The organism is Devosia psychrophila, assembly GCF_000971275.1.
Classification (GTDB): Bacteria; Pseudomonadota; Alphaproteobacteria; order Rhizobiales; family Devosiaceae; genus Devosia; species Devosia psychrophila.
Window position 1 is genome coordinate 22,883 of record NZ_LAPV01000125.1, and the last position, 21,884, is coordinate 44,766.

Annotated in this window: 24 protein-coding genes and 2 pseudogenes; 12 read left to right on the forward strand and 14 right to left on the reverse strand. The window is 60.9% G+C overall.

What is annotated here, in order from left to right:
* The first annotated feature begins 157 nt into the window (after positions 1-157).
* Positions 158-1,036, forward strand: a complete 879-nt coding sequence (locus WH91_RS11560) for an AraC family transcriptional regulator (protein WP_046171171.1) — start codon at positions 158-160, stop codon at positions 1,034-1,036.
* 379 nt (positions 1,037-1,415) lie between these two features.
* Positions 1,416-1,865, forward strand: a complete 450-nt coding sequence (locus WH91_RS11565; protein WP_082102124.1) for a MarR family winged helix-turn-helix transcriptional regulator — start codon at positions 1,416-1,418, stop codon at positions 1,863-1,865.
* A 152-nt stretch (positions 1,866-2,017) separates the two neighbouring features.
* Here the strand turns inward: WH91_RS11565 and WH91_RS11570 are convergent, their stop codons facing one another.
* The 4 genes from WH91_RS11570 to WH91_RS11585 form a co-directional block, all read right to left on the reverse strand.
* Positions 2,018-2,299 (reverse strand): hypothetical protein, encoded by a 282-nt coding sequence (locus WH91_RS11570; protein WP_052952783.1) that lies wholly within the window; start codon positions 2,297-2,299, stop codon positions 2,018-2,020.
* On the reverse strand, positions 2,299-3,714 hold the full coding sequence (locus WH91_RS11575) for a cation diffusion facilitator family transporter (RefSeq protein ID WP_046171173.1): 1,416 nt from the start codon (positions 3,712-3,714) through the stop codon (positions 2,299-2,301). Before WH91_RS11575 ends, WH91_RS11570 begins: the two co-directional genes overlap by 1 nt.
* A gap of 8 nt (positions 3,715-3,722) precedes the next feature.
* A complete protein-coding gene (locus WH91_RS11580; protein WP_046171174.1) occupies positions 3,723-3,986 on the reverse strand; it encodes a metal-sensing transcriptional repressor in 264 nt (87 codons plus the stop codon).
* Positions 3,987-4,374: 388 nt separating this feature from the next.
* Complete coding sequence (locus tag WH91_RS11585; protein ID WP_046171175.1) at positions 4,375-4,689, reverse strand: ArsR/SmtB family transcription factor; 315 nt, start codon at positions 4,687-4,689, stop codon at positions 4,375-4,377.
* 116 nt (positions 4,690-4,805) lie between these two features.
* Here WH91_RS11585 and WH91_RS11590 point away from each other — a divergent pair, with 116 nt between their 5' ends.
* Genes WH91_RS11590 through WH91_RS11615 form a run of 6 tightly spaced genes read left to right on the forward strand, consistent with a single transcriptional unit; the run spans position 4,806 to position 8,138 of the window.
* Positions 4,806-5,234, forward strand: a complete 429-nt coding sequence (locus WH91_RS11590; RefSeq protein ID WP_074797706.1) for a YeeE/YedE family protein — start codon at positions 4,806-4,808, stop codon at positions 5,232-5,234.
* Positions 5,234-5,671: a DUF6691 family protein gene (locus WH91_RS11595; protein WP_046171176.1), complete on the forward strand. Its 438-nt coding sequence runs from the start codon at positions 5,234-5,236 to the stop codon at positions 5,669-5,671. The genes WH91_RS11590 and WH91_RS11595 overlap by 1 nt, the downstream gene beginning before the upstream one ends.
* A gap of 24 nt (positions 5,672-5,695) precedes the next feature.
* A complete protein-coding gene (locus WH91_RS11600) occupies positions 5,696-6,610 on the forward strand; it encodes an MBL fold metallo-hydrolase (protein WP_046171177.1) in 915 nt (304 codons plus the stop codon).
* A gap of 6 nt (positions 6,611-6,616) precedes the next feature.
* The gene (locus WH91_RS11605) at positions 6,617-6,940 is read left to right on the forward strand and encodes a protein tyrosine phosphatase family protein (RefSeq protein ID WP_046171178.1); all 324 of its coding nucleotides are present in this window, start codon (positions 6,617-6,619) and stop codon (positions 6,938-6,940) included.
* A gap of 14 nt (positions 6,941-6,954) precedes the next feature.
* Entirely contained in the window at positions 6,955-7,740 is a 786-nt protein-coding gene (locus WH91_RS11610) for a sulfite exporter TauE/SafE family protein (RefSeq protein ID WP_046171179.1), read from the forward strand.
* Between the two features lie 14 nt (positions 7,741-7,754).
* Entirely contained in the window at positions 7,755-8,138 is a 384-nt protein-coding gene (locus WH91_RS11615; protein WP_046171180.1) for a DUF302 domain-containing protein, read from the forward strand.
* A 49-nt stretch (positions 8,139-8,187) separates the two neighbouring features.
* On the opposite strand, the gene WH91_RS11620 is transcribed toward WH91_RS11615, so the two are convergent.
* The 10 genes from WH91_RS11620 to WH91_RS11660 all read right to left on the reverse strand — a co-directional run bounded on the left by WH91_RS11620 (position 8,188) and on the right by WH91_RS11660 (position 17,897).
* Positions 8,188-8,859, reverse strand: a complete 672-nt coding sequence (locus tag WH91_RS11620) for a L,D-transpeptidase (protein WP_046171181.1) — start codon at positions 8,857-8,859, stop codon at positions 8,188-8,190.
* Between the two features lie 78 nt (positions 8,860-8,937).
* The gene (locus WH91_RS11625) at positions 8,938-9,276 is read right to left on the reverse strand and encodes a hypothetical protein (RefSeq protein WP_046171182.1); all 339 of its coding nucleotides are present in this window, start codon (positions 9,274-9,276) and stop codon (positions 8,938-8,940) included.
* 289 nt (positions 9,277-9,565) lie between these two features.
* A complete protein-coding gene (locus WH91_RS25795; protein WP_280140246.1) occupies positions 9,566-9,700 on the reverse strand; it encodes a hypothetical protein in 135 nt (44 codons plus the stop codon).
* 835 nt (positions 9,701-10,535) lie between these two features.
* Positions 10,536-11,723: an NAD(P)/FAD-dependent oxidoreductase gene (locus tag WH91_RS11630; protein ID WP_046171183.1), complete on the reverse strand. Its 1,188-nt coding sequence runs from the start codon at positions 11,721-11,723 to the stop codon at positions 10,536-10,538.
* Positions 11,720-12,430, reverse strand: a complete 711-nt coding sequence (locus WH91_RS11635; protein WP_046171184.1) for a class I SAM-dependent methyltransferase — start codon at positions 12,428-12,430, stop codon at positions 11,720-11,722. Before WH91_RS11635 ends, WH91_RS11630 begins: the two co-directional genes overlap by 4 nt.
* Positions 12,430-13,515 (reverse strand): type III polyketide synthase, encoded by a 1,086-nt coding sequence (locus WH91_RS11640; protein ID WP_046171185.1) that lies wholly within the window; start codon positions 13,513-13,515, stop codon positions 12,430-12,432. The genes WH91_RS11635 and WH91_RS11640 overlap by 1 nt, the downstream gene beginning before the upstream one ends.
* A 95-nt stretch (positions 13,516-13,610) precedes the next feature.
* Positions 13,611-14,111: a cytochrome b gene (locus tag WH91_RS11645; protein WP_046171186.1), complete on the reverse strand. Its 501-nt coding sequence runs from the start codon at positions 14,109-14,111 to the stop codon at positions 13,611-13,613.
* 99 nt (positions 14,112-14,210) lie between these two features.
* The gene (locus tag WH91_RS11650; RefSeq protein WP_210165775.1) at positions 14,211-15,152 is read right to left on the reverse strand and encodes an FAD:protein FMN transferase; all 942 of its coding nucleotides are present in this window, start codon (positions 15,150-15,152) and stop codon (positions 14,211-14,213) included.
* 37 nt (positions 15,153-15,189) lie between these two features.
* Entirely contained in the window at positions 15,190-17,409 is a 2,220-nt protein-coding gene (locus WH91_RS11655; protein ID WP_046171188.1) for a PepSY domain-containing protein, read from the reverse strand.
* Positions 17,410-17,426: 17 nt separating this feature from the next.
* Positions 17,427-17,897, reverse strand: coding sequence for a DUF2271 domain-containing protein (locus tag WH91_RS11660; protein ID WP_046171189.1), 471 nt, complete (start codon positions 17,895-17,897; stop codon positions 17,427-17,429).
* Between the two features lie 137 nt (positions 17,898-18,034).
* Here WH91_RS11660 and WH91_RS11665 point away from each other — a divergent pair, with 137 nt between their 5' ends.
* The 4 genes and pseudogenes from WH91_RS11665 to WH91_RS23430 all read left to right on the forward strand — a co-directional run bounded on the left by WH91_RS11665 (position 18,035) and on the right by WH91_RS23430 (position 21,795).
* Complete coding sequence (locus WH91_RS11665) at positions 18,035-18,691, forward strand: response regulator transcription factor (RefSeq protein ID WP_046171190.1); 657 nt, start codon at positions 18,035-18,037, stop codon at positions 18,689-18,691.
* Positions 18,692-18,693: 2 nt separating this feature from the next.
* Complete coding sequence (locus WH91_RS11670) at positions 18,694-20,043, forward strand: sensor histidine kinase (protein ID WP_046171191.1); 1,350 nt, start codon at positions 18,694-18,696, stop codon at positions 20,041-20,043.
* Positions 20,043-20,719 (forward strand): annotated as a pseudogene (locus WH91_RS11675) (VIT1/CCC1 transporter family protein). The gene WH91_RS11670 and the pseudogene WH91_RS11675 overlap by 1 nt, the downstream one beginning before the upstream one ends.
* Positions 20,720-21,058: 339 nt before the next feature.
* A pseudogene (locus WH91_RS23430) lies at positions 21,059-21,795 on the forward strand (MFS transporter).
* Positions 21,796-21,884: the final 89 nt, after the last annotated feature.

Here is a 21,884-nt window from a genome sequence, read left to right on the forward strand (position 1 = left end):
GCTCCCAAAGCGGACCGGCGCCGACCTTCTTGGGTCATTGTGGCGTGCCGTTCCGTCCTTGCCAGAACGGTAGAGCGAAGCGGGTTACGATAAAATAGACATTGCAGAGAGATAAATGTACTTTTGAGGCTCGATTTGGCCGTTTCAGAGGTGCCTCATGAACCAGCACGGCCCCGGCCTGGTACAGGACGTTGAGGTCGAGGATGTTGCAGGATCGCTCTCGGTGGCCGAGTGGGATTTTGCCGCGGCCCGGGCGCGGCTTGGAGCACATGGTTTCGTGCTGGCGTCCGGCGGTGGTATGGTGCGCCTTGGTGGCGCGACGACTACGATAGAGGCGCCGTGCGTCATCTGGTTGCCGAGCGGGCTGGCCGGCAGCGTCAGGCTGGACGCAGGCGCACGCGGCGTGGCTATGACGGTATCTGACGCGGCGCTGGGGCGGGTCGTGCCGGCCAGCTCGATTGCCGTCCCATTGCGGCAGGCCATCGATAGACCGCTGCTGGGCATTCGCATAGACGCGGCTGCGGCGCGTGGCGTCATCCGCGACCTCGAGGACATGCGGCGCGAGGCGCTCGACGACCTGCCCGGGATGCGCGAGGCGATCATGAGCCGGCTATGCCTGGTGCTGATTGCATTCTGGCGGATGGGCGGGGTCGCCGCGCAGCCGCAGGCCTCGCCGCGCGTGCTGGTGCAGGGCTTCTTGCAACTGGTCGAACTCAATGCAAGGGCGCAATGGCGTGTGGCGGACTATGCACGAACCATGGGCATTTCCACCGACCGGCTAACCACGGCCATCCGCCGCGCCACCGGGCAATCGCCGCTGGAACTGCTGCATGGCCGGTTGCTGCAGGACGCCGAGGGACTGCTGGAGCGCTCATCGTTGCAGGTCAGCGAAATAGCCGACGCGCTGGGTTTTCGCGATGCCGGCTATTTTAACCGCTTCTTTTCCCGGCTCAACGGCGTGTCGCCCGGCCGTTATCGCCAGCAGGTGCAAAAACTGCGAGCCGCACGCGACAAGTCTTACGCAGCCTGGCCCTGACATGGCTGCAAGGCCATTTGCCGCGTGCGATAATCCATCTCAGCGATCAATGGTGACATTGGTCCCGCCGATCATGAAACGCTCGAAGAAGCTCGCCAGCTCTGCATGCGCATCCTGGCAGCCCGACCTCGGTTTCGCGCAGGCGGGCAGTAGTGTCTGCTGATGATCGATGGGCCCGACGCTCTTTGCAGACGCCGAAATTGCGGATCACCTATCGTGTAGCCATTGAGATGAAACCGCATGTCTTTCGCCTCCCCAGCGATCTGTCAGAGCCTCCGTCGCTGTGCAGCAATATAGATGATAGGATGAACACTGATAATCAGTATGCTTGTCAATTTGTTGGGATTTTCTGGATAGCATGGTAGCGAAGCTAGACGATATGCCAGGCCATCTTGTGCGGCGCTTTCACCAGATCACGGTCGCAATTTTTCATGCCGAAATGGCCAAACTGGATAGCGATATTACGCCCGTTCAGTATGCGGTGCTGGCCACCGTCCTGGAAAATGAGGGTATCGACCAGGCGACCCTGGCGGGTCTGATCGCCTATGACCGAACTACGATCGGCGGCGTGATCGATCGCCTGGTGCAGAGAAACTGGCTGGTGCGCGAAGTGAACGGCAATGACCGCCGCGCCCATTCGCTGCGCGGTACAGTGGAAGCAAAGCAGATCATCGACAGGATTGCGCCGGGCGTCGAGCGGGCGCAGCAGGTCATGCTGCAGGGACTGGCCCACGATGAAGCGAGCGAACTCATGCGCCTGCTAGGCAGGGCGGTCACGGCAGCCAATGACCTCAGCCGGGCCCCGCTAAGGTCAAAGCCCGAACGCTAATCACCGCGCGTTTCTGCGGACGCATGTTGTTTAGGTACGAACGGTGGTGCCCTTCAACCTAAACAGCGGTCCGGGTTCGCTGAGGCTGATCATGTCGAGAAGTGGCGCCTGGCCGGCCCCGACAATGGTGCGCGTCACCAACGCGGTGGCGGTCACCGCGAGGATGACTGCTGACGCGATATGGGTGACGGCGAGAACGCCGGCGGTGGCCAGCCGCGCCAGCGCGACTCGTTGGAACCGACGAGATAGCTCGCCAACACTGACTTGCTGTGACCCGGCGTCATTGCATGGGCAAGGCCGAACACAACGCCCAATGGCAGGATCGCCAGCAACGCGGCCCAGTCATGGGATTGCGCGAAGCTGGCGATCCGATCGGCAAAAGTGTCATGGATAGATGTCTGGATGTCGTAGAGGAACGCCAGGATCCGACCCATCAGTGCTGGTGCTCGGGCTCGGCCATGTGGAACGGGAGCTCGAGCTTTTCACCCGAATTGGCCAGAACGAGGGTCGCATCGAATTCATGCGGCTCTTCCGGAGCGACACTGCTCTGGTAGGTCCGTGCTGCGCCGGGCGCTGGGTCCAGCACAAGGACTTCCGGACCGTTGGGGCGATGGATGACGACGCTGGCCTCGAGGGTGACCGGCCCGCGCGCGAGGCGTAGCCGCATCCGCTCGCCATCGGCGGTGTCGACGATGGAGAGCGTCCCCTGGCCCAGTTCGTTGTCGAAACTGAACGGCTCGGGTGCGTGGTGGTGGTCACTCCATCCGTGCGGCTGCGGGTGGTCAAGCGCGCCACTCGGGTTGGGATGCGGGTGGTCGTGCCCGCCGTGGGAGTCGGCAGTCTCCCGCGCTTCGATAGCCGCCGAAAGATCAGCGGACTCGAACCGCACATTGACGACGCTCATGGCCGGCATGTGGGCAAAGAGCTCGGAGCGAAGCTGCGCCGCGATCGCCTGGGCCTCGACAAGCGAGAGCTTGGGATCCACCTCGATGGCGATTTCGGTATGGAGCTTGTGGCCGTGCCAGCGCGCCTTGACGTCAGGGAGCGAGACAATGCCCGGCACATGCTCGGCCGCGTGCCGGATCTCCTCGATCGTGCCCGGTTCAAGTCCGTCAAGCATGCGGGTGAACACCGACTTTGCCGACTGCCAGACAATGCCGAAGATGGCGAACGTGATGAGCAGGCCCACGATAGGGTCGGCCAGCGGGAAGCCCATCCCGACGCCGATTGCCCCGGCAACCACAGCGAGGCTGGTCAGCCCGTCCGTCCGGGCATGGTAGCCGTCGGCGATCAGGGCTGCGCTGTTGATTTCGCGTCCGACGCGGATGCGGAACACGGCTACCGCTTCGTTTCCGACGAAGCCGACGACGCCGGCGATCGCCACCCACACGATATTGGTGATCGGCATCGGCTCAACCAGCCGGTGGATGGCCTCGTAACCGGCGAAGACCGCACTGAACAGGATGATGAGGACGATTAGAACTCCGGCGATATCCTCGACCTTGCCGTAGCCATAGTTGAACGTTGCATTGGGTTTGCGCCGCGCCAGGACGAAGGCTACCCAGAGGGGGATGGCGGTGGCGGCGTCGCCGATATTGTGCACCGTGTCGGCGAGCAGCGCGACGCTGCCCGAGACCGCCACTACGGCGAGCTGCAATACCGCGGTTATCGCAAGGATAACAAAAGACCATTTGATTGCCCAGATGCCGCGGCCAGTGGTGGCTATGGTGGCATCCATCACGCCATGCGTGTGACCGTGTCCGCCGTCCTCGCCGTGGCCATGGCCGTGGGCGCCATGCCCACCATACCCGGCTCCGCCAAAGCCGAACCATTTCAAAACCTTGTTCATGGCTGTCCCTAAAGGTATTTCGCGAGTTGCTTAAACTCGCTGACAGTTGATCCCGCGCTGTGCCCGTGGCCCACTTCATCCATGAGACAGTGCTCGATGTGATCTTGGATCAGCTCGCGCTTGGCATTGGTGATAGCGCTCTCGACCGCAAAAAGTTGTTGAGCGAGGTCGACGCACGGCCGCTCGGCCTCAATCATCGAAATGACCGAAGCCAGATGCCCATGGGCGCGTTTGAGGCGCTTGATAATGTCCGGATGTGAGCTGTGTCCCATGACTCCTATCCTATCCTAGGGGACAGGATAGACAAGGGCGACTTTGCCGCAGCCTGCGGCCTGCCAGTGGCGCTCGGTTAAGCTCGTTGCATTTTCGCGGTTATGAGCTCTGCCGATCCGCCACCTGAGGGGCAATCTCAGCCGACGCCTCATCAGGGATCGGAAATAGCCAGCAGAGGTTGGTCGCATGGGGTGCGCGTCCCAGGAACCGCTGCTGTTCGGTCTTTAGGAATTTCCGCATGGCAGGTAGCAGCCAACAGTGTGTCGATTGAGCGCCGCCCCGGCGCTTCAACCGAAAGCCGACCTCTACGCTGTACCCAATTTGAGGGGAGACCACCAATGGCCGTGCCGAATGTCCGTCATGCTAGGAACCCCAACCGCAAATGCATCAGCCAACGGCAGCGAGCTGCGGCACGCAGTAAATCGCATGAAGCGTTGTCAAGACACGGGTAACCGGCTCTGAAGCTAGCCGATAGTAGATGGTTTGGCCCTCCCGGCGCGTTTTCACCAGACCAAGCGCCCGCAACTTCGAAAGATGTTGCGACAGCGGCGACTGCTCGAGCCCGACGATCCTGGAGAGTTCACTGACGCTGCGCTCTTGTTCCAACAGATTGCACAGGATCAAAAGTCGTTTTGGGTTCGCCATGGCCGTGAGCAGCTGCGCCGCTTCTTCGGCCCGAGGTTCAAGGTCAGTGATGTTCATGTTGCAACTTTGATCCGCTTTCACCGTTGACACATTAGAATATTCGAATATATGAAGCAACGTAATTCGTCGGCGATCAGCCGAACCGCATAAACTTCATATCTCAAGATAGGTCCATGATCACCACATTCACACCCGTTGAGGCGCTGCTTGGCGGCTCCCTGATTGGAATTGCCGCTGTTGCGCTTATGGCTGTCCATGGCCGCGTCGCTGGAATGACCGGCATTCTCACCGGCGCGATCTTGCCTAAGGGCGACTGGGACTGGCGCGTAGCCTTCCTGGTCGGCGCGATCGCTGCGCCAGGTGTCATCACGCTGTTGACCGGCGTTGCGCTTCCGCTGCAGGCCGATCTTCCGTCCTGGGCCATCATCCTTGGCGGGCTTCTGGTGGGCATTGGGGTCACCTTCGGGGGCGGGTGCACCTCGGGACATGGCGTCTGCGGCATCGCCCGTCTGTCGAGGCGCTCCACCGTTGCCACGGCGACCTTCATGGCGGCCACCTTGGTCACCGTCTTCGTCATTCGCCACGTGCTGGGAGGCTTTTGATGCGCCGCGTCCTCTCCGCTTTGGCCATCGGACTGGTGTTCGGCGTCGGCATTGTCGTTTCCGGCATGGCCAACCCAGCCAAGGTCCTGAACTTCTTCGACGTCTTCGGCACCTGGGACCCCAGTCTGGCACTGGTGATGGCGTCGGCCCTCGCCGTGACTTTTCTTGGCTACAAAGTCGTTTTGCAGCGGCCCGCACCGGTCCTGGAGCGCACGTTCCACTTGCCCGCGAAGCGCCAGCTCGACCTGCCGTTGATCGGCGGCTCCGCACTTTTCGGCATCGGTTGGGGCATTGCTGGCTTCTGCCCTGGCGGCGCCATACCGGCGCTCGGGTCGGGACAGTCCAGCCCGATTACCTTCGTCGGCGCGATGATCGTCGGCATTCTCTTGGTCAATGGCTTGGGGGCCCTATCTGCTCGCCGCCGAGCGCTGGCCTGATTTTTGAACCGAAAGGAGATTTCCATGTACACCCAACCCATTCCCTTCGAACCCGAATTGACGGTGAAGCCGGAAGTCGTCGCCTTTTTCGACGAGCCGACCAACACCATCAGCTACATCGTCAAAGACCCGAATTCGGACGCCTGCGCCGTCATCGACTCGGTCATGGACTTCGACTACGCCTCCGGCAACATCGCCTATGATGGCGCCGACAGGATCATCCTGCACATCCAAGAACACGGCTGGGTGCTGCAATGGCTGATCGAGACGCATGTTCATGCTGACCATTTGTCCGCTGCGCCCTACATCCAGTCCAAACTGGGCGGCAAGCTCGGGATCGGTGATCAGATCTGCGTGGTGCAGGACACCTTCGGCAAGATTTTCAATGAAGGCACCGAGTTCCAGCGGGACGGGTCGCAATTCGACCGGCTGTTCAAGGATGGAGATAGCTACCGGATCGGCACGCTGACTGCCCATACCCTGTTGACGCCAGGCCACACGCCGGCGGACATGGTGCATGTGATCGGCAACGCTGCCTTCGTTGGCGACACCCTGTTCATGCCCGATGGCGGTTCTGCACGGGCCGACTTCCCAGGCGGCGATGCCCGCACGCTCTACCAATCCATCCAGCGCCTGCTGACTCTGCCGGGCGAAATGCGGCTCTTCATGTGCCACGACTATGGACCCAACGGCCGTGACATCCGGTGGGAATCGACCGTCGCCGAGCAACGCCACCACAACATCCACGTTGGACACGGCACCTCCGAAGACGACTTCGTGAAGATGCGAGAGAACCGCGACAAGACGCTGTCCATGCCCAATCTCATCATCCCGTCCCTGCAGGTCAACATGCGGGCCGGGCAACTGCCGCCCGCCGGGGATGACGGCAAGACCTACCTCAAAGTGCCCATCAATGGGCTGAACACCTCCAAGGAGTAATCCCATATGGCAATTCAGAAAATCGACGAGCATTTCGCCCAGAGCCCCCAAATCCGGCCAGATGATGTCAGCCTCATCGCGGAGGCCGGCTACAGGGCTATCATCTGCGCCCGCCCGGATGGCGAGGACGCGGGGCAACCCTCTTTTGCCGAGATCGCCGAGGTAGCGGAGCGGTTTGGGCTCAAGGCGTACCACATCCCGGTCTCGGGTCAGCTGACCGAAAGCCATCTCATCCGCTTTGAGCAGGCTCGCGCCGAAACCGATGGTCCGATCCTCGGCTACTGCCGTTCGGGCGGCCGCGCCGGCAGCCTCTACGCTGCCTCACTCTGACTGAAAGGACGACGATGTTCCTGGAACCCCTTCAATACCTGCTGGGCGCATTTTCCGGCAGCCTGGTGGGCTTTTCCCTCGGCCTATTCGGCGGCGGCGGCTCCATCCTGGCCGTGCCGCTGATGGTCTATGTTGTTGGGGTTCCGGTCGCGCACGTGGCCATCGGCACCAGCGCCTTCGCGGTGGCGGCCAATGCTGCCATGAACCTGGTGACACATGCCCGCAAAGGCAACGTGATCTGGCGCTGTGCTCTGATGTACACGGCGGCGGGCATCGCCGGAGCCTTCGCAGGTTCCACCCTCGGCAAGGCCATGGATGGGGATAAGCTTCTGTTCCTATTTGCCATCCTCATGCTGGTCGTGGGCGTGCTGATGTTCAAGGGACGCGGTAATCCGGGCATCGATGGCGCAACATGCAATCGGGAAAAGGCGCCGAAGGTCCTCGGCTATGGCGGGCTCACTGGCGCTTTTTCCGGCTTCTTCGGCATCGGCGGTGGGTTCCTGATCGTTCCCGGACTGGTTGCCTCCACTGGCATGCCGATCCTCAATGCCATTGGCTCCTCGCTGGTCGCCGTCACTGCCTTCGGGCTCACGACTGCCCTCAGCTACGCCTTCTCTGGGCTGGTCGACTGGCCTCTGGCCGCGGTGTTCATCGGCGGCGGGTTTGTCGGCGGGTTGTTGGGCGCTCGGCTCGCCGGGGTGCTGGCCCGCCAGAAGGGACTGCTGAACATCGCCTTCGCCGGTCTGATCGTGGTCGTCGCAGTCTATATGGCCGCTCAGACCGTTACCGCATTCATCTGACAAGGAGAACGAGTATGTACACCTTCGACAAGCAGCTCAACACAACGTTCGAGGCAGCGGTGACCCGCACAAGGGAAGTGCTTGCCGCCCATGGCTTCGGCGTCCTCACCGAAATCGATGTGCAAAAAACCATGAAGGCCAAGCTTGAGGTGGATATGCCAGGCTACGTGATTTTGGGCGCCTGCAACCCCAAGATGGCCTATGAGGCTCTTAAATTGGAACCCCGCGTTGGCGCCATGCTCCCGTGCAATGTGATCGTGCGGGAGTTGGACGGCGGCAGCGTCGAAGTCAGCGCCATCGACCCCGTCGCGTCCATGACTGCAATCGACAATGATGCCCTTCACGCGGTCGCAGGCACTGTCCGAACCATGCTGTCGGACGTTATCCAGGCGCTTTGACATCCGCATTCGAGGAAGGCCGGGGCGACCCGGCCTTCCGTTGCATCGTCTATTGCACGACCACTATCGGGGCTCCCCATCTGACCCGGCCGTAAAGGTCGATGACATCCTGGAAGAGCAGTCGAACGCATCCACTGGAAACCGCCTGACCGATTGATCGGGCATCCATGTTCCCGTGCAGGCGATAGAGCGTGTCCCGATTTCCCTGGTGGATGTAGAGCGCCCGCGGCCCCAAGGGGTTCTCAAGGGCAGGTTCCATTCCATGGCGGTACGGCTCGAGTTCTGGTTGCCGGTCGATCATCTCAGACGGAGGCGTCCAGGTCGGCCATTCCCGCCCATAGGCAACATGACCGCGGCCTTCCCAGGCGAAGCCGTCACGACCGATGCCGACACCGTAGCGCATCGCCCGCCCATCCTCCATAGTCCAGTATAAAAGCCGACTGGGCGTATCGACAACTACGGTGCCGGGCTTCTCGCCGGTGGTGTTGGTGACCTCCTGCCGCCAGTAAATCGGATCGATCAGATGGATATCGGCTGCAGGAATTGGAAAACGTTCGTTGGGGAGAGCCGCATACATAGCGCGGTATTCCGGAGGTATGGCTGGTGACGGCGGGGTGACAGGCACTTTGGGAGTAGTGGTCGCACAACCGGCAAGCGCCAAAACGGCAAGGCTCGAAGCGCCCAGCATCATGTGCCGGCGCGAAATTGTATGTGAATGCATGTGTTCCAGAGCAGCCGACAGGCTGCCTCTCAAAGGATCAGGACAAGGGACTGAGCCGGCTTCAGTATGCCGGCGTACCTAAACGCTTTGCGGAGGTCGGAAACGCCCGCCGTTCGTCAGGGAGAGACTGCCGTTCCGTGCCGGGAAAGAAAATTCCGCGAATTGCTGCTCGAACATGCACTCCGCTGCCAATGGCATCACAGCAGCCAACTGCTGGCATGAAACGGCTTTGCCGTTAATCTTCTTCGAACAAGGCTTGTAGGCCAAAGCACTCTCGCCGGCTGCGTCTGCTTCAACGCACAGCTCCTGGTTTTCCACCGTCCAAAAATTTCCGGTTGCGGCGGCTGCGGCCATCGTCGGACTCGACATGGAAGCCAATCCGAACAGCACAACAATAAGCAGCCAAAACCTATTCATGAGTATCTTCTAATGCATGATGGTAAGGGATGCGAGGTGTCGCAAGCGAAAGTGTGCGTGCGTTGCATCTGTATCACGGTTCTTATTTAGGTGGTCCGTTTGGAGCAAGTGTGCCTCCCAAAACGGACAGGCTGTTTCCGCCTGCTGAACAGTCAGAATGCGTCAAAATCGGCCGTCCAGCGAGCGGGGCCATGTCCCAAAGCTCCGAGCTTGGCGCGTACTTCAGGATGGAGGTAAGCCCTGTAGCGTACCTCCGAGCACCTGTTCGTGCAGATCGAAAGCGGGCTAGCTAGCGGACCTGGTCGATCGAGACCTCGAAGTCGCGGCTGTTCACGTCGGTGCGGCGCTGGCCGAGGTAGTAGGTCGCTTCGCGTTTGGGCGTGACTGCTTCAGAGCAGTCGCCGATCTGGCTGGCGGCGGGCATCCCGTTATTGATCGCGTTCGCATGGTTGCTGACGCCGGCGCCAGCCGAGCATGCCCGGCGCGTTTGCCGCCTATGGTTTGTGTCTACATTGTCGCGTCATTGCTTAGGCTGTGGCTGGTGGCACGGCCCGGGGCCGTAGGGACCTTTTGGGGGTGCCCTGCACTGGTCGCCGCCGCCATCATACTTTTCGCGCCGCGCGGCTAATGTCCACCTGGCACTACTCTGAGACCTAAGATCCATCGTTTGAAAGTCCGCTATTGCCTCCCTGCCGCCCAGAGCTGCCTGTCCGCTTGCGTGACCCCAATCCGGCCATACGCGCTCCAGTTATAGAATCCTGATAGCTGCCATTTGTACGAGCCCCGATTTCCTGGCCGCGCCCCATGGATGTCGAAAGTGCGCCGGTGTGGAACGGCCTCAAGAAAGCTGCCTGTCTCCTATCCACCCCTAAATGACCGATTGAACCCGCCACCCCATTTCGGACGTTCGGAGTTAGCTAAGAGGTGCCCGGAAGCTGTCATTGGTTGCATTCGCAACCTAGCATCCTTGGCCCTAATTCAGGTTGCCGTCAGATAGCGTTCGCCGTTGGAGTGAACAGCCCATGCGCAGTCTGTCGCTAATCTTTCCGCGCCGACACCCCAACCAATAGGTTACGCTCGCGCTGGTCCTCGTTGCGCTGTCTGTTGCCGGCTTTGCCGCTGTTCATAAGCTTAGGCCGTCACCCTCCAGCCACGGGCTCGGCAACGTGTCCGATTTCGTCGCCATCACCAAAGACGTTCATATCCTGGAGCATTCCGGAGCGCTGTGCTTGTGGCCGTGCACCAACGGTCGAAAGATATTAGCCGAGTGCTGGGACACGTTTTGTTTTTCCGCTCAGAGCTGCCCCAAAAGACAGGCTGGCGGGAAATCGACCGATAACCGCTTGCATGAGCTTTGCGCCGCTGGATGAGGCTGCAACGCTCGACAGGATTGCCGCTAGCTGTATGCGCATCTCAAACTGGTTGCGCCATGCGGCCCCATAGGACTTTCCAGCAGCCGTCCGTGCGCTAATGCCCCAATGTTCATGCCGTTCAAGTTGTGCCGCCAGTATCCATCCAGATTGCAATGCCATGGCGATACCCTCGGCAATTATCGGATGGGATTCCCCAGCAATATTGCCCACTCGAAATACGTCGTTATCGTAGGCAGCGCGGATACCGGGCCGTATCGGACCGGCCGCCAGCCAGGGTCCTGCGAGTTCTGCTCCATGCAGGGCTTCGGCCACGCCCGGGCACGACCTGAGAATGTGGTTGTAGGTCGCTTCTGCAGCGCTGATGTTGGGGCTGGCCTGGCGTGCCAGAGCGAGAGCATCGCGGCGCATGCAAAATGACAGCGACAAGCGGTCGTGGTCGGCCCAGACCATTCCGCCATAACCGCCGGGAAAAGCAATCAGCGGCATAAGATCAGAGGCTAATCTCCCACCCAGAAAATGGGCCTTAAAGCCCAGGAAGTCATGCGGACGATTGATTTTGGCAAGATTGGTCGAAAGCTTGCCTGGTTCCCATGATCCGTGAGCCGCCACGATGACGGGCGCATCGAGCTGACCCTTTGCAGCTCCCGACTCAATTGCAACAACGGAACGCTCTTTGCCCCTGACAAGGCCTGTTGCTCGCCAGGGTTGAAAGACCGACACCCCGGCCGCGATTGCAGCATCCAATAAGAGCTCGTCCAGAATGTCCCGACCGAGCGCGCGACCAAAGGTTGCCCCTTGGCCCTTTGGCATCGGCGCCTCGACGGGGTGGCCGGAAGCGAATAACGCGACGCGCCTGACTTCGGGACCGGCTTGGTTGCGAAACTGTGCTCCGACCCCCAATCGGTCAAGGAGATCGACATTGGTGGCGGAAGTGAATTCACCGCAAACCTTGCGGCGTGGAAACTCGCTGCGTTCGATAATCGCCACCGATCGACCTTGCCTGGCCAGAGCGATGGCAGTTGCGGTGCCGGCGGGTCCAGCACCAATGATGATAGCATCGAATTGGGTGTTCATCGATCTGCTGCTCGCGCCGCGAAAGCATGAGTGAACGGGCCGACGCGGCGCTCGTCGAGGTTCATAGCCGATTGCCGTGGCCAAAGGCGGGACAGCTCCCTGCCAGAAAAGCCGGCGCGTACGCTGGCAGCCGAGTCATGCAACGTGACGTCATTGGCGCCGATCGCCCTCAACCACCCAGTACTCCACAACGCCAAACCGCTGCGTCGGGGCTCCGTTGCCAGGAAGCAGGGCGTTACCCCCGACGTCGCGGCCAAAAGATTCCGTAACTGCAGTTCTGTGAAGTGATGCAGAAAAAGATTGGTGGTAACAGCATCAAAACGGCCATCTTGAGGTTTATCGATCCAGTCGAAGACGTCAGCGACAACGGGTTTGACCCGCCAACCCAGTAAATCGAAGTCGGCACGGACCTTTGGCGTCATGAGGTCGGCTTGATCCAGAGTGACCAGCTCAACGTTGGACCAACCTTTCCCAAGCCTGCGGGCGACCGAAAGCATGAACCGGCCATCGCCGGCGCCCAACTCCAAAATGCGCAGGGGTTTGCGTTCGAGGTTGGTCCGCATCAGCCTTGTCATGATCGCGCTTTGAAACATGACCGCATTGACGCGGACCAGATCGCTCCGGGACGCAATTGCGCGTGGATCGTTGGCAGGAAGGGTATCGAGCAGTTCCGACTCTATGACCCTTTGGGACGCTGGACGGGCCATCAATTTGCGGTCCCGACTGCATGGAACATCATTGTCTCCGCTGTCAAACCGGGGCCGAAAGCCATCGCACAGCCGACGTCTCCGGGAGCGTGATTTGCCAGCATGCGTTCGAGCACAAACATTACCGTGGCTGAAGACATATTGCCATTCTCGCGCAAGACGGTACGCGATGGAATAAGCGCATTTGGAGGCAGGTCGAGCGATCGCTCGACAGCGTCGAGGACCGATTTGCCGCCCGGATGCACCGCCCACAGGTCGACATCGGCAACGCTCTTATCTCCCAGAATGGTGCCAATACCCGCATTGAGTGTGTCGTGGATCGCGGACGGAACCTGACCGGATAACACCATGTCGAAGCCATCGTCCCGCACGCTCCAGGTCATCAATTCACGGCTGTCTGCCGCAATGATCGCGCGGAAACTATCGAGGCTAAAACCCTTCTTCTCTGCGCTAACGATCGATGCGGCGCAGCCATCGCCCCAAAGGCAAAATGACAGCAGTTTTTCGAGGTCCGTGGTTTCCTTGAGATGCAGGGTGCACAGCTCGATATTGACTATCAGAACGCGGGCCTCCGGCTCCGAGCGGACAATATGGCGTGCCTGCTTGAGTGCGTTAATGGCTGCATAGCAGCCCATGAAGCCAATGATGGTTCGCTCGATCGAGCTTGAGAGACCGCACAGTGCGATGACTTCGAGATCAAGGCCGGGGGCCGAGAAGCCAGTACAGGTTGTAACGATTATGTGGGAGATGCGGCTTCGGTCTTCTCCATCAAGAACTTTTTCTACGGCCTGACGGGCCAGTTCAGGAGCGCTGGCGGCAAACATGTCCATTCGTTTGGCAGTGCCAGGAAAGCTACCCCGAGCAAAAATCCCAGCGACGTCCGCGCTGCCACCCTCTGGATCGTTGGCTGGCTGGAAGCAGGAGAACCTATGCTCAATACCGCCCTTATCGGACATACGGTTGAACACCGCCCGGCGCCGTGGATCGTTGCTGAGTTGGGAGCTGGCGAACCCTAGAAAGAATTGGTGGACGTCATTTGACGGCACCGCGGTTGCGACGCGGTTCAGAAAGGCCTGAGCAGACATGAGTAGTCCTTAAAAGGGCCGAAATCGGCCAGTGTTTGTCATGACGCTGCGATATGACTGCGATGCCAAGGCATCGCAGGAGAAGAGAGAGCTGGTTACCGGGCAGGGACCAGCATGCGGCGCAACGTGCCGTCGCGCTTGATGAACTGGTGGAACAGCGCTGCGAGAACGTGGATGGCAATCAGGACGATGAATACCGGCTTGCCAAGCTTGTGAATGTCGCCGAACGAGTCGGACACGTAGACGGTCAGCAGGCCCAGCACCGGCATCGCGAACAGCATCAGGTAAAAAGCCCAGTGCACCAACTTGGCAGCCCAGTCCATCCAGGTCGGGGTGGCAACCGGGCGCGGCGGAACGCCGTGGGCAAGCCGCACGCCTAGCCTCACCAGAACAAGAAGTAGAATCGCAATACCGAACCAGTAATGGCCGATGCTGACGGCAAAATCGACGCTTGAAGGAGTGGCGCCTTCTTCTGCTGCATCGCGGACATTGGTCATGCCCTCGCCAAAGATGAGTTGGAACGCAACGAGCGCCGCGATCAGCCAATGTAGGGAAATCTGAAGTGTCGAATAGCCAGTGGCCTGTTGTTCGTTCATCGAAAACCTCACAGTGGCGTGCGCGACAAGGTTGTCCGCAACCGGCCAACATAACACGTTTCTCTGTCCTACCGGCCAAACCTGACGCCAAGCTGAAGGCTACTCAAACTTGCCGATCGGCAGTTCGAGCAGTTCATCGCCTTGACGAAGGATAAACAGGGCATCGAGGCCGTTGGCTTCGGCCAATACCGGTCCTTCGTTTTCACCGGCGACGAACAAGGCCGTCGCCCAAGCGTCGGCCAGCATGGCGCTAGCGGCCAGCACACTTACGGAGGCCAGAGAATTGTCCAGCGGTCTTTCGGTGCGCGGGTCCATGGTGTGCGAGAAGCGTCTCCCACGATAATCGAGCGAGTGGCGATAGTCGCCCGACGTGGCGATGGCGACATCATGCAGCGAGATTGCTGCTATGGGCGCCCGGTCCGTCCTGTCGGGCCGCTCGATGGCGACTTGCCATACCGCGCCGTCAAGTCTGCTCCCCCGGGCTCGGAGCTCTCCATCGATCGAGACCAGGTAGTCGCGAATGCCGGAGGCGTCGAGGCACCTGGCCAGTTGATCAACCCCAAATCCTTTGGCGATTCCGCAAAGGTCGAGCTGCATGGGCGCATGCCGCCTCATCCGGATGTTGCGGCGATCAAGCTCAAGCCCTTCGCCCGCGGAAGCCTGCCGGGTATGCGATAGAGCTGCAATCGCCGCGGCATCGGGCACCGAACGCTCGGGGCCAAAGCCCCAGGCGTTGACGACGTTGCCCAGGCCGATGTCGAAGGCACCATTCGAGCGACGCCCGATCTCGAGGCCGGTCTCGACGACTTCAAGCAGATCTGCGGCAACGGCAACCCATGTGCCGGCCGGGGCCGAGTTGAACTGGGAGACATCGGAGGCAGGTTGCCAGTTTGACATCTGCCGGTCGACTGCATCGGCGGCGGACTGCAGTGCGCGCTGGATGAGAAAGAGATCGATATCTGCCGGAGCTACGAAAACCGCGGAGTATCGTGTCCCCATGGTCAGGCCATTCAACGCGTGACGCACGTTACCTGGCGTCAAACTTGTAACCCCAGGATCGGTCCATGTATCCATGACTCTAGTAGACATCTTCGAGATACCTTCCCGTGCTTTTAAGACTTTGAGCGCTTTCTCCGAGTGGAGCGAGGATATCGTCGAGCGCGGTGCGCACGCCGCCGGCCATGTCCCGGCCACCGCAGACCATGATGCGGGCGCCGTGGGCAACGAGGTCGCGGATCGCGTCTACATCATCGCGCAGACTCTGCTGCACATATCGACCACCAACCGTCCGGGAAAAGGCGGGCTCGAAGCGCGCCAGCCGGGCATCGCCAAGACATTGCGCCATGTCGACCGCGTAGAGGAAATCGGATCGCGGATCCCGTCCGCCCCAATAGAGGTGGACCGGACGATGGTGCCGATTGTGACGGATGAAGCCGGCCAGCGGCGCGATACCCGTGCCTGCGCCGATCATGATGAGTGGCGAGCGGCCACGTCCGGGGCGGAAATCGGGGTTGGATTTGACGAAGGCGTCGATGTTCTCGCCCGGCGTCAGAGCATGCAGAAACTCCGAACACAGGCCGCCTGTCTGCTTGCGCACGCAAATCTCGAGCATACCATCGCGACTGGCGCTGGCTAGCGAATAGTATCGCGGGATGGGGCTGCCTGGCGGGACAATGCCGACGAGATCGCCGACCTCGAAACGCGGCAGGCGGCTGCCAAGGCCGAGCAATTTGCCCAGGCCGGTGCGCTTTGCCCCTGGCATGGCAAAGCGCAAGACGCTGGTCGGTGCCTGGACTTCGACGCCGTAGTCGTCGCGATCGATCAGTTCGAGCCTGGTCGTCCGCGGCAGGCGTGGCGTGTGAACTAGATGCAGCACTGTGCCCAGCCGCGTGCCGGTTTCGACGCCCCATTGCGCAAAGGACTGCGACGACTGCCGGTCGATCGTGCATGATGACTGAATTTGGTCCATCCCCGTGGCCAGGAGCGCTGCACCGACCTCGTCTGCGAACTGGCAGAAATGGGCGAAGCTGCGATCGCCAAAGCCCAGGACGGCAAAAGCGAGATCCGGCCTCGGCTTGAACCGTTCCAGCCGCGACAGGAACCGGCTGGCGCTTTGTGGCGCTGCACCATCACCATAGGTCGCGGTCAGCACGAACATGCGGCGGGCTTTGCCATAGTGCCGGGCAAGGCTGTTCATCGGCGCGGTATGGACGCGGTGGCCGGCAAGGGTCAGCGCATCGTGCAGAACCGTGGCAAATCCCCAGGTCGAATTGCCCTCGCTGCCGACCAGAATGATGGTGTCAGCGGCGCCGCCCGCAACATTGTGCTTGAGCCGCGGCTGGTTGTGTCGGCGCGACCACCAGATCAGCGCGCCGCTGACGCTCATTACCGGCACGGCAAGCGCTGCCAGCCCCAGCACCAGGCCGAGCCACGCGATGCCCTGACCGGTATGCAGTGTGTAAAAGGCTTCATAGACAGTCTGGCCGAAGCTATTGGGGACGAATCCCAACATGGCTCCGCTCGCCTGATCGACGAAACCTTGGCCGGCATTGGTGGTGATGGCAAACACGTCGGTGGGATCGCCGGGTGCCGGGAAGACCAGTTCGCGCAGTTGCGCCAACGGCAGCGCCTGCAGCGCAGCGAGGCCCGAAATCGGCGCCGGAGCGCCGCCATCGGCAGTTGTGGGGAATGGGATGAAGCTGTCCTGCCCGGTTGACAAAAGGCCGATGCTGACGAGCGACATATAGGCGCCGGTGAAAGCGCTGAGCAGCAGCGCGACCAGCACGATGCGGCCGATGTCGACATGCAGGCGCTGCTGGAAGGTGCCCTTGGCGGCACCGAATACCCGGGACCAGCCGCCCAGGCGATTGACGAGCAGTAATCCACCCGAAATCGACAGCACCAGCATGGAGAGGGCGGCAAGCCCGGCGACGACATGCCCGCCTTGGCCAAGCAACAGCGAGCGATGCATTTCGGTCATGAAGGCAAAGACCGGCGAGGTCTCATAAGGCCCCAAGGCGGCGCCCGACGAGGGATCGATGCGCGTCGCAAGCTGTCCCGCCGCACCATCGGCATAGGCGATGACGGCGCCCGAGGCCTGCTTGACGATCCGCGAAACGTCGGGGAGCCCGTGCACAACCGCATCCGACAATGCCGCCACGTCGAGTTGCGTCCCCGCAGTACCCACCTGCCACTGGGCAATCGCCGGCTGGAGTGACAGGAAGGCGCCGCTGAGAGCCATGAACATCACGAGCAGACCCGCCAAGAGGCCGGGAAGGGAGTGGATACGACGCAGCATGGCCCGAACTCCGAACGCTAGAAGTTCACGGTGAGGCTTTGCACATAGCCGGTACCGGTAGCCACGACGCCGGAGCTGGCCTGGGCCAGTGGCATGACGACGTCGTTGGCGTATTCGCCGCCGTTTTCGACGGCACTGTCGACGTGGATCTGGTAGCCGGCGTCGATCATAGAGTCCGCGAGGCTGGCGTGGACGGTCAGCGTCTGTCCGGCACCGACGCTAGCCCCGGAAATGCCGTCGATATTGCCTCCTACGCTGGATATGCCACGTACCCAGTTGCGCAGATGGCGATAGTAGCGCTGGTTTTGTCCGGCAACCCAAAGCGTCGAGTCATAGCTTCCATCGGGCTTGGTCACATAAATCGCCAAGAACGTATTGGGTCCGCGATAGGCGGCGATCTGCGCCTCAATGGTCAGGTCCTTGGCATAAGCGAGGCCTGGCATTGCCAGCGCGGTGGCGAGAACGAGGGCTGCAGCTATCTTCTTCATGCTCGGGATCCCAGTCGGGTTATCGACGCGGTCCATAAACAAGAGCAAGCTGACAGCAGCCTGAATTCAGACCACTATCGCGTTCAGCTTGGCGTCAGCTGCGGCGGCTAATACGTCGTTCGACAAGAGGGGCCGTCATGCGGGTATTACTGATCGAGGACGACCACGTGCTCGGGGCCGCCATCCGCGACCACATCGCTTCGAACGGGCATGGGGTCGACTGGATGCAGCGTCTAGATGATGCCCGGCTGGCATTGTCCACCATGAGCTACGAACTGGTTCTGCTTGACTTGAACCTGCCCGATGGGCGGGGGCTGGATCTGCTGCGCGAGTTGCGTGCAGCACACAATCCGGTGCCTGTCATCATAGCGACGGCACAGGACCAGGTGGCAATTCGGATCGAGGGTCTGAACTCGGGTGCTGATGACTACCTGATCAAGCCTTTCGATCTCAGCGAGATGAGCGCTCGGGTGGCGGCCGTGGCGCGTCGCTCGTCTGCCAGCCCACTTCCGGTAGTGACCATCGGGACGATAGCCGTGGATATCGCACGCAAGGTTGCGACGGTCGGCGGCAAGTCCGTCGTGCTGACCGCCCGCGAATGGGTCGTGCTCGAGCGCCTGCTCAGCCATCGCGGCGCCATCGTCACCAAAGGCGACATCGAAGATTCACTTTATGCCTTCGGCGCCGAAGTCGAAAGCAATGCCGTAGAGGTCTATGTCAGCCGATTGCGCAAGAAGCTGGGCCGCGAGTTCATCAGCACGGCCCGCGGCCTCGGCTATCAGGTCGCAAGCTAGGCATGGCAAGCTTTTCCATTGCGCTGCGACTGTCGCTTGGCCTCGCCATCGGGACCGGCCTGCTGTGGATCGGCGCGGCGTCGATTTCCGCCACCGTCATGCGGCACGAATTGAACGAGGCCTTTGACGAAACCCTGCAGCAAAGCGCCTACCGGCTCCTGCCGCTGGCCATCCATGACGCAGGCGAATTGGAGCAGGATGAGACGCACCAGGTACCCGGTCTCGACCAGCCGGGCGATGAGAACTACTTCACCTATTTTGTTCGCGATCGCGATGGCCGGGTGATTGTGCGCGGCGATAATGCGCCACCCGAACTGGCTACCGTCACGCTGCAGAATGGGTTCTCCGAAATCGACGGTAAGCGGCTGTTTGCCGCGACCGACGAGCGGAGTGGCTTGGGTATCGTGATACTCGAAAGCTCTGACCACCGCGACAAGGCCCTGCTCGAAAGCATAGCCGCTCTGGCGTGGCCGCTGCTGGGGCTGTTGCCGCTAATCGCCTTGGCCATCTGGGTGGCGATCCGAGTGGCGATGCGCCCGGTGGAGCGGCTGCGGCGCGATATCGAGAGGCGGGACGGCCGGAACCTCGCGCCGCTGAGCACGGAGGGGCATCCTATCGAGCTGGCGCCCATTGCTCAGGCGGTTGCCAGCCTGATTGGCCGTTTGAAGACGGCCATGGATGCCGAGCGCAGCTTTGCGGCCAGCAGCGCGCACGAATTGCGGACGCCAATCGCTGGTGCCCTGGCCCAGACGCAGCAGCTGGCGCTCGAACTCGGCCAGGCGCCCGGCCACGAACGGCTCAAAGACATCGAACAGGCCCTGAAGAGCCTTGGCCAGCTGGCGGAAAAGCTGCTGCAGCTGTCGCGGCTGGAGTCCGGGTTCGCGCGCACCGACCAAGTCGTCGATCTGATGCCGGCGCTGGAGCTGGTAGTTCGCGATTTCCGGGCCAGGTCGGCGGTGGGGCTGCGCGTCCACCTGCTCGTCTCGAAAGGGGCAACGCTCCAGGCGCCAATCAATGTGGACGCCTTTGCCATCGCTGTCACTAACCTGGTCCAGAACGCGCTCCTGCACGGGGCCGACGATCACCCGATCACCGTTACCGTCGACAGGCCAAATGTCCTGCGCGTGGCCAATGCCGGGACGATCGTGCCCTGCAATATCCTGCAGACCATCAGCCAGCCCTTTCGTCGGGGTCCAACATCCAGCACCGGATCGGGGCTGGGACTGTCGATCGTCCGGTCAATTATGGAGCAGACCGGAGGAACCATGGCTCTCCATTCACCCGCAACCGGCCAGAAAGATGGTTTCGAGGTTGTCCTGACGCTGTCTCCAACACCGGGACTGACCCTGTGATCCGAGCCTACACCCATGCCGAGCGGCATCAAATCACCCGGATCGGCTGGCTACGCGCTGCGGTCTTGGGCGCCAATGATGGAATTGTCTCCACGGCAAGCCTGATCATCGGAGTCGCAGCGGCTGCGGCAGCACCATCGCAAATTCTGGTCGCCGGCATAGGTCCATGGCGGCGGGCGAATATGTGTCGGTCAGCTCCCAATCCGACACAGAGGCTGCGGACTTGGCACGCGAAGCTCAGGAATTGCGGTACGACCCCAAAGCCGAGCTGCAGGAACTGGCGGCGATCTAAGTGGGACGTGACCTGACCCCAGATCTGGCGCTGCAGCTGGCCGTTCAGCTGACGGAGAAGGACGCGCTCTCAGCTCATGCCAGGGACGAATTGGGCATTTCCGAAATGACAACTGCGCGGCCCATCCAGACCGCATTCACCTCTGCCGCGACATTTTCGGTGGGCGCAGCCTTGCCGTTGGTAATGGTGCTTGTGGTGCCGCGACCATGGCTGATCCAGGCAGTCGCGCTGGCCTCTCTGGCGTTTCTCGCATTGTTGGGCGCGGTAGGCGCAAGGACAGGTGGCGCCGGTATCTTTCGGCCGACCCTCCGCGTGATGTTATGGGGCGCGTTGGCTATGGCGCTCACAGCTGGCATCGGATTGTTATTCGCGATTTCGGGTTGAACCGACCTGTCGGTAGTCGCTAGCCAACTTACCTGGGCGGGAACAAATTTGAGCTTCTAGCCGCCTTGTATCTCAGACACAGTTTGCTCGCACTTGCACAGCGTTAGCGACACTGCGAATGCCAACTGCGGGACATATTACACGCCTCGTCCACATCAGATGGTCCACTAAAACGAGCATATTCACATGCCAGTTCAGACGGAAACGCTTCGGTTAACGACAACATGGCTTGGGTTTATTGCCATGTGCGTCGGTATGTTCATGGCAATCCTCGATGTTTAGGTCGTAGCAACTTCTATCGCTGCGATACAAGGCTCGGTTGGCATAGAGCCTGATCGTATGAGCTGGCTGCAGACGGTTTATCTGATAGCAAAAATCATTGCTATTCCGCTAACGGGCTATCTCACGCGTTTGCTAACAGCACGCTGGCTGTTCGTGATCGCAATTACCTTGTTTTGCGTCGCCTCAATCGGCTGTGCGTCCAGCAACAGTTTCGAGCCTTTGGTGCTGTGGCGGGTGGTGCAGGGCTTTGCCGGCGGACGCTGATACCATCTGTATTTTCAGCGGTATTCGTCTTGTTTCCTGCTGGCAGCCAAGGTCGAGCAACCACAGTAGCCGGATTGCTGGCAGTCCTGGCGCCGACTGTTGGGCCGATCGTAGGTGGTTGGATTACCGAGGCGTTTTCTTGGCATTGGCTATTCCTGATCAATGTTGCCCCGGGCATAGTCGCAGGCATCACCGCTCTGCTATTTCTTCCCAAAGAGAGACCTATTCCGGCGGTCGGTGGTACGCTCGACTTGTTGTCGCTGACCATGCTCGCCATCGCACTTGCGAGCCTGCAAATTGGCCTCAAGGAGGCACCTGATCAAGGCTGGGCGTCGTCGTATGTACTTGGGTTGCTGGCTGTCACGGCCGCCTGTGCATATGGCTTTGCCCGTCGCACTCTGGCATCGAGGAAGCCGATCGTCGATCTTCGGACACTTGGCGACCGGCAGTTCCTTGTCGGTTGCATCTTAAGCTTTGTGCTCGGGGTCGGCCTGAACCGCGCCGGGAATTCCGGAGGCTGTTTGGTATAAGTTATGCGGCCATGGCCGTTTGTTCCAGTGCCGCGTAGAAGTTTGCCTCAGCTTCCGCTGGCGGGATATTGCCGATAGGTTCGAGGAGG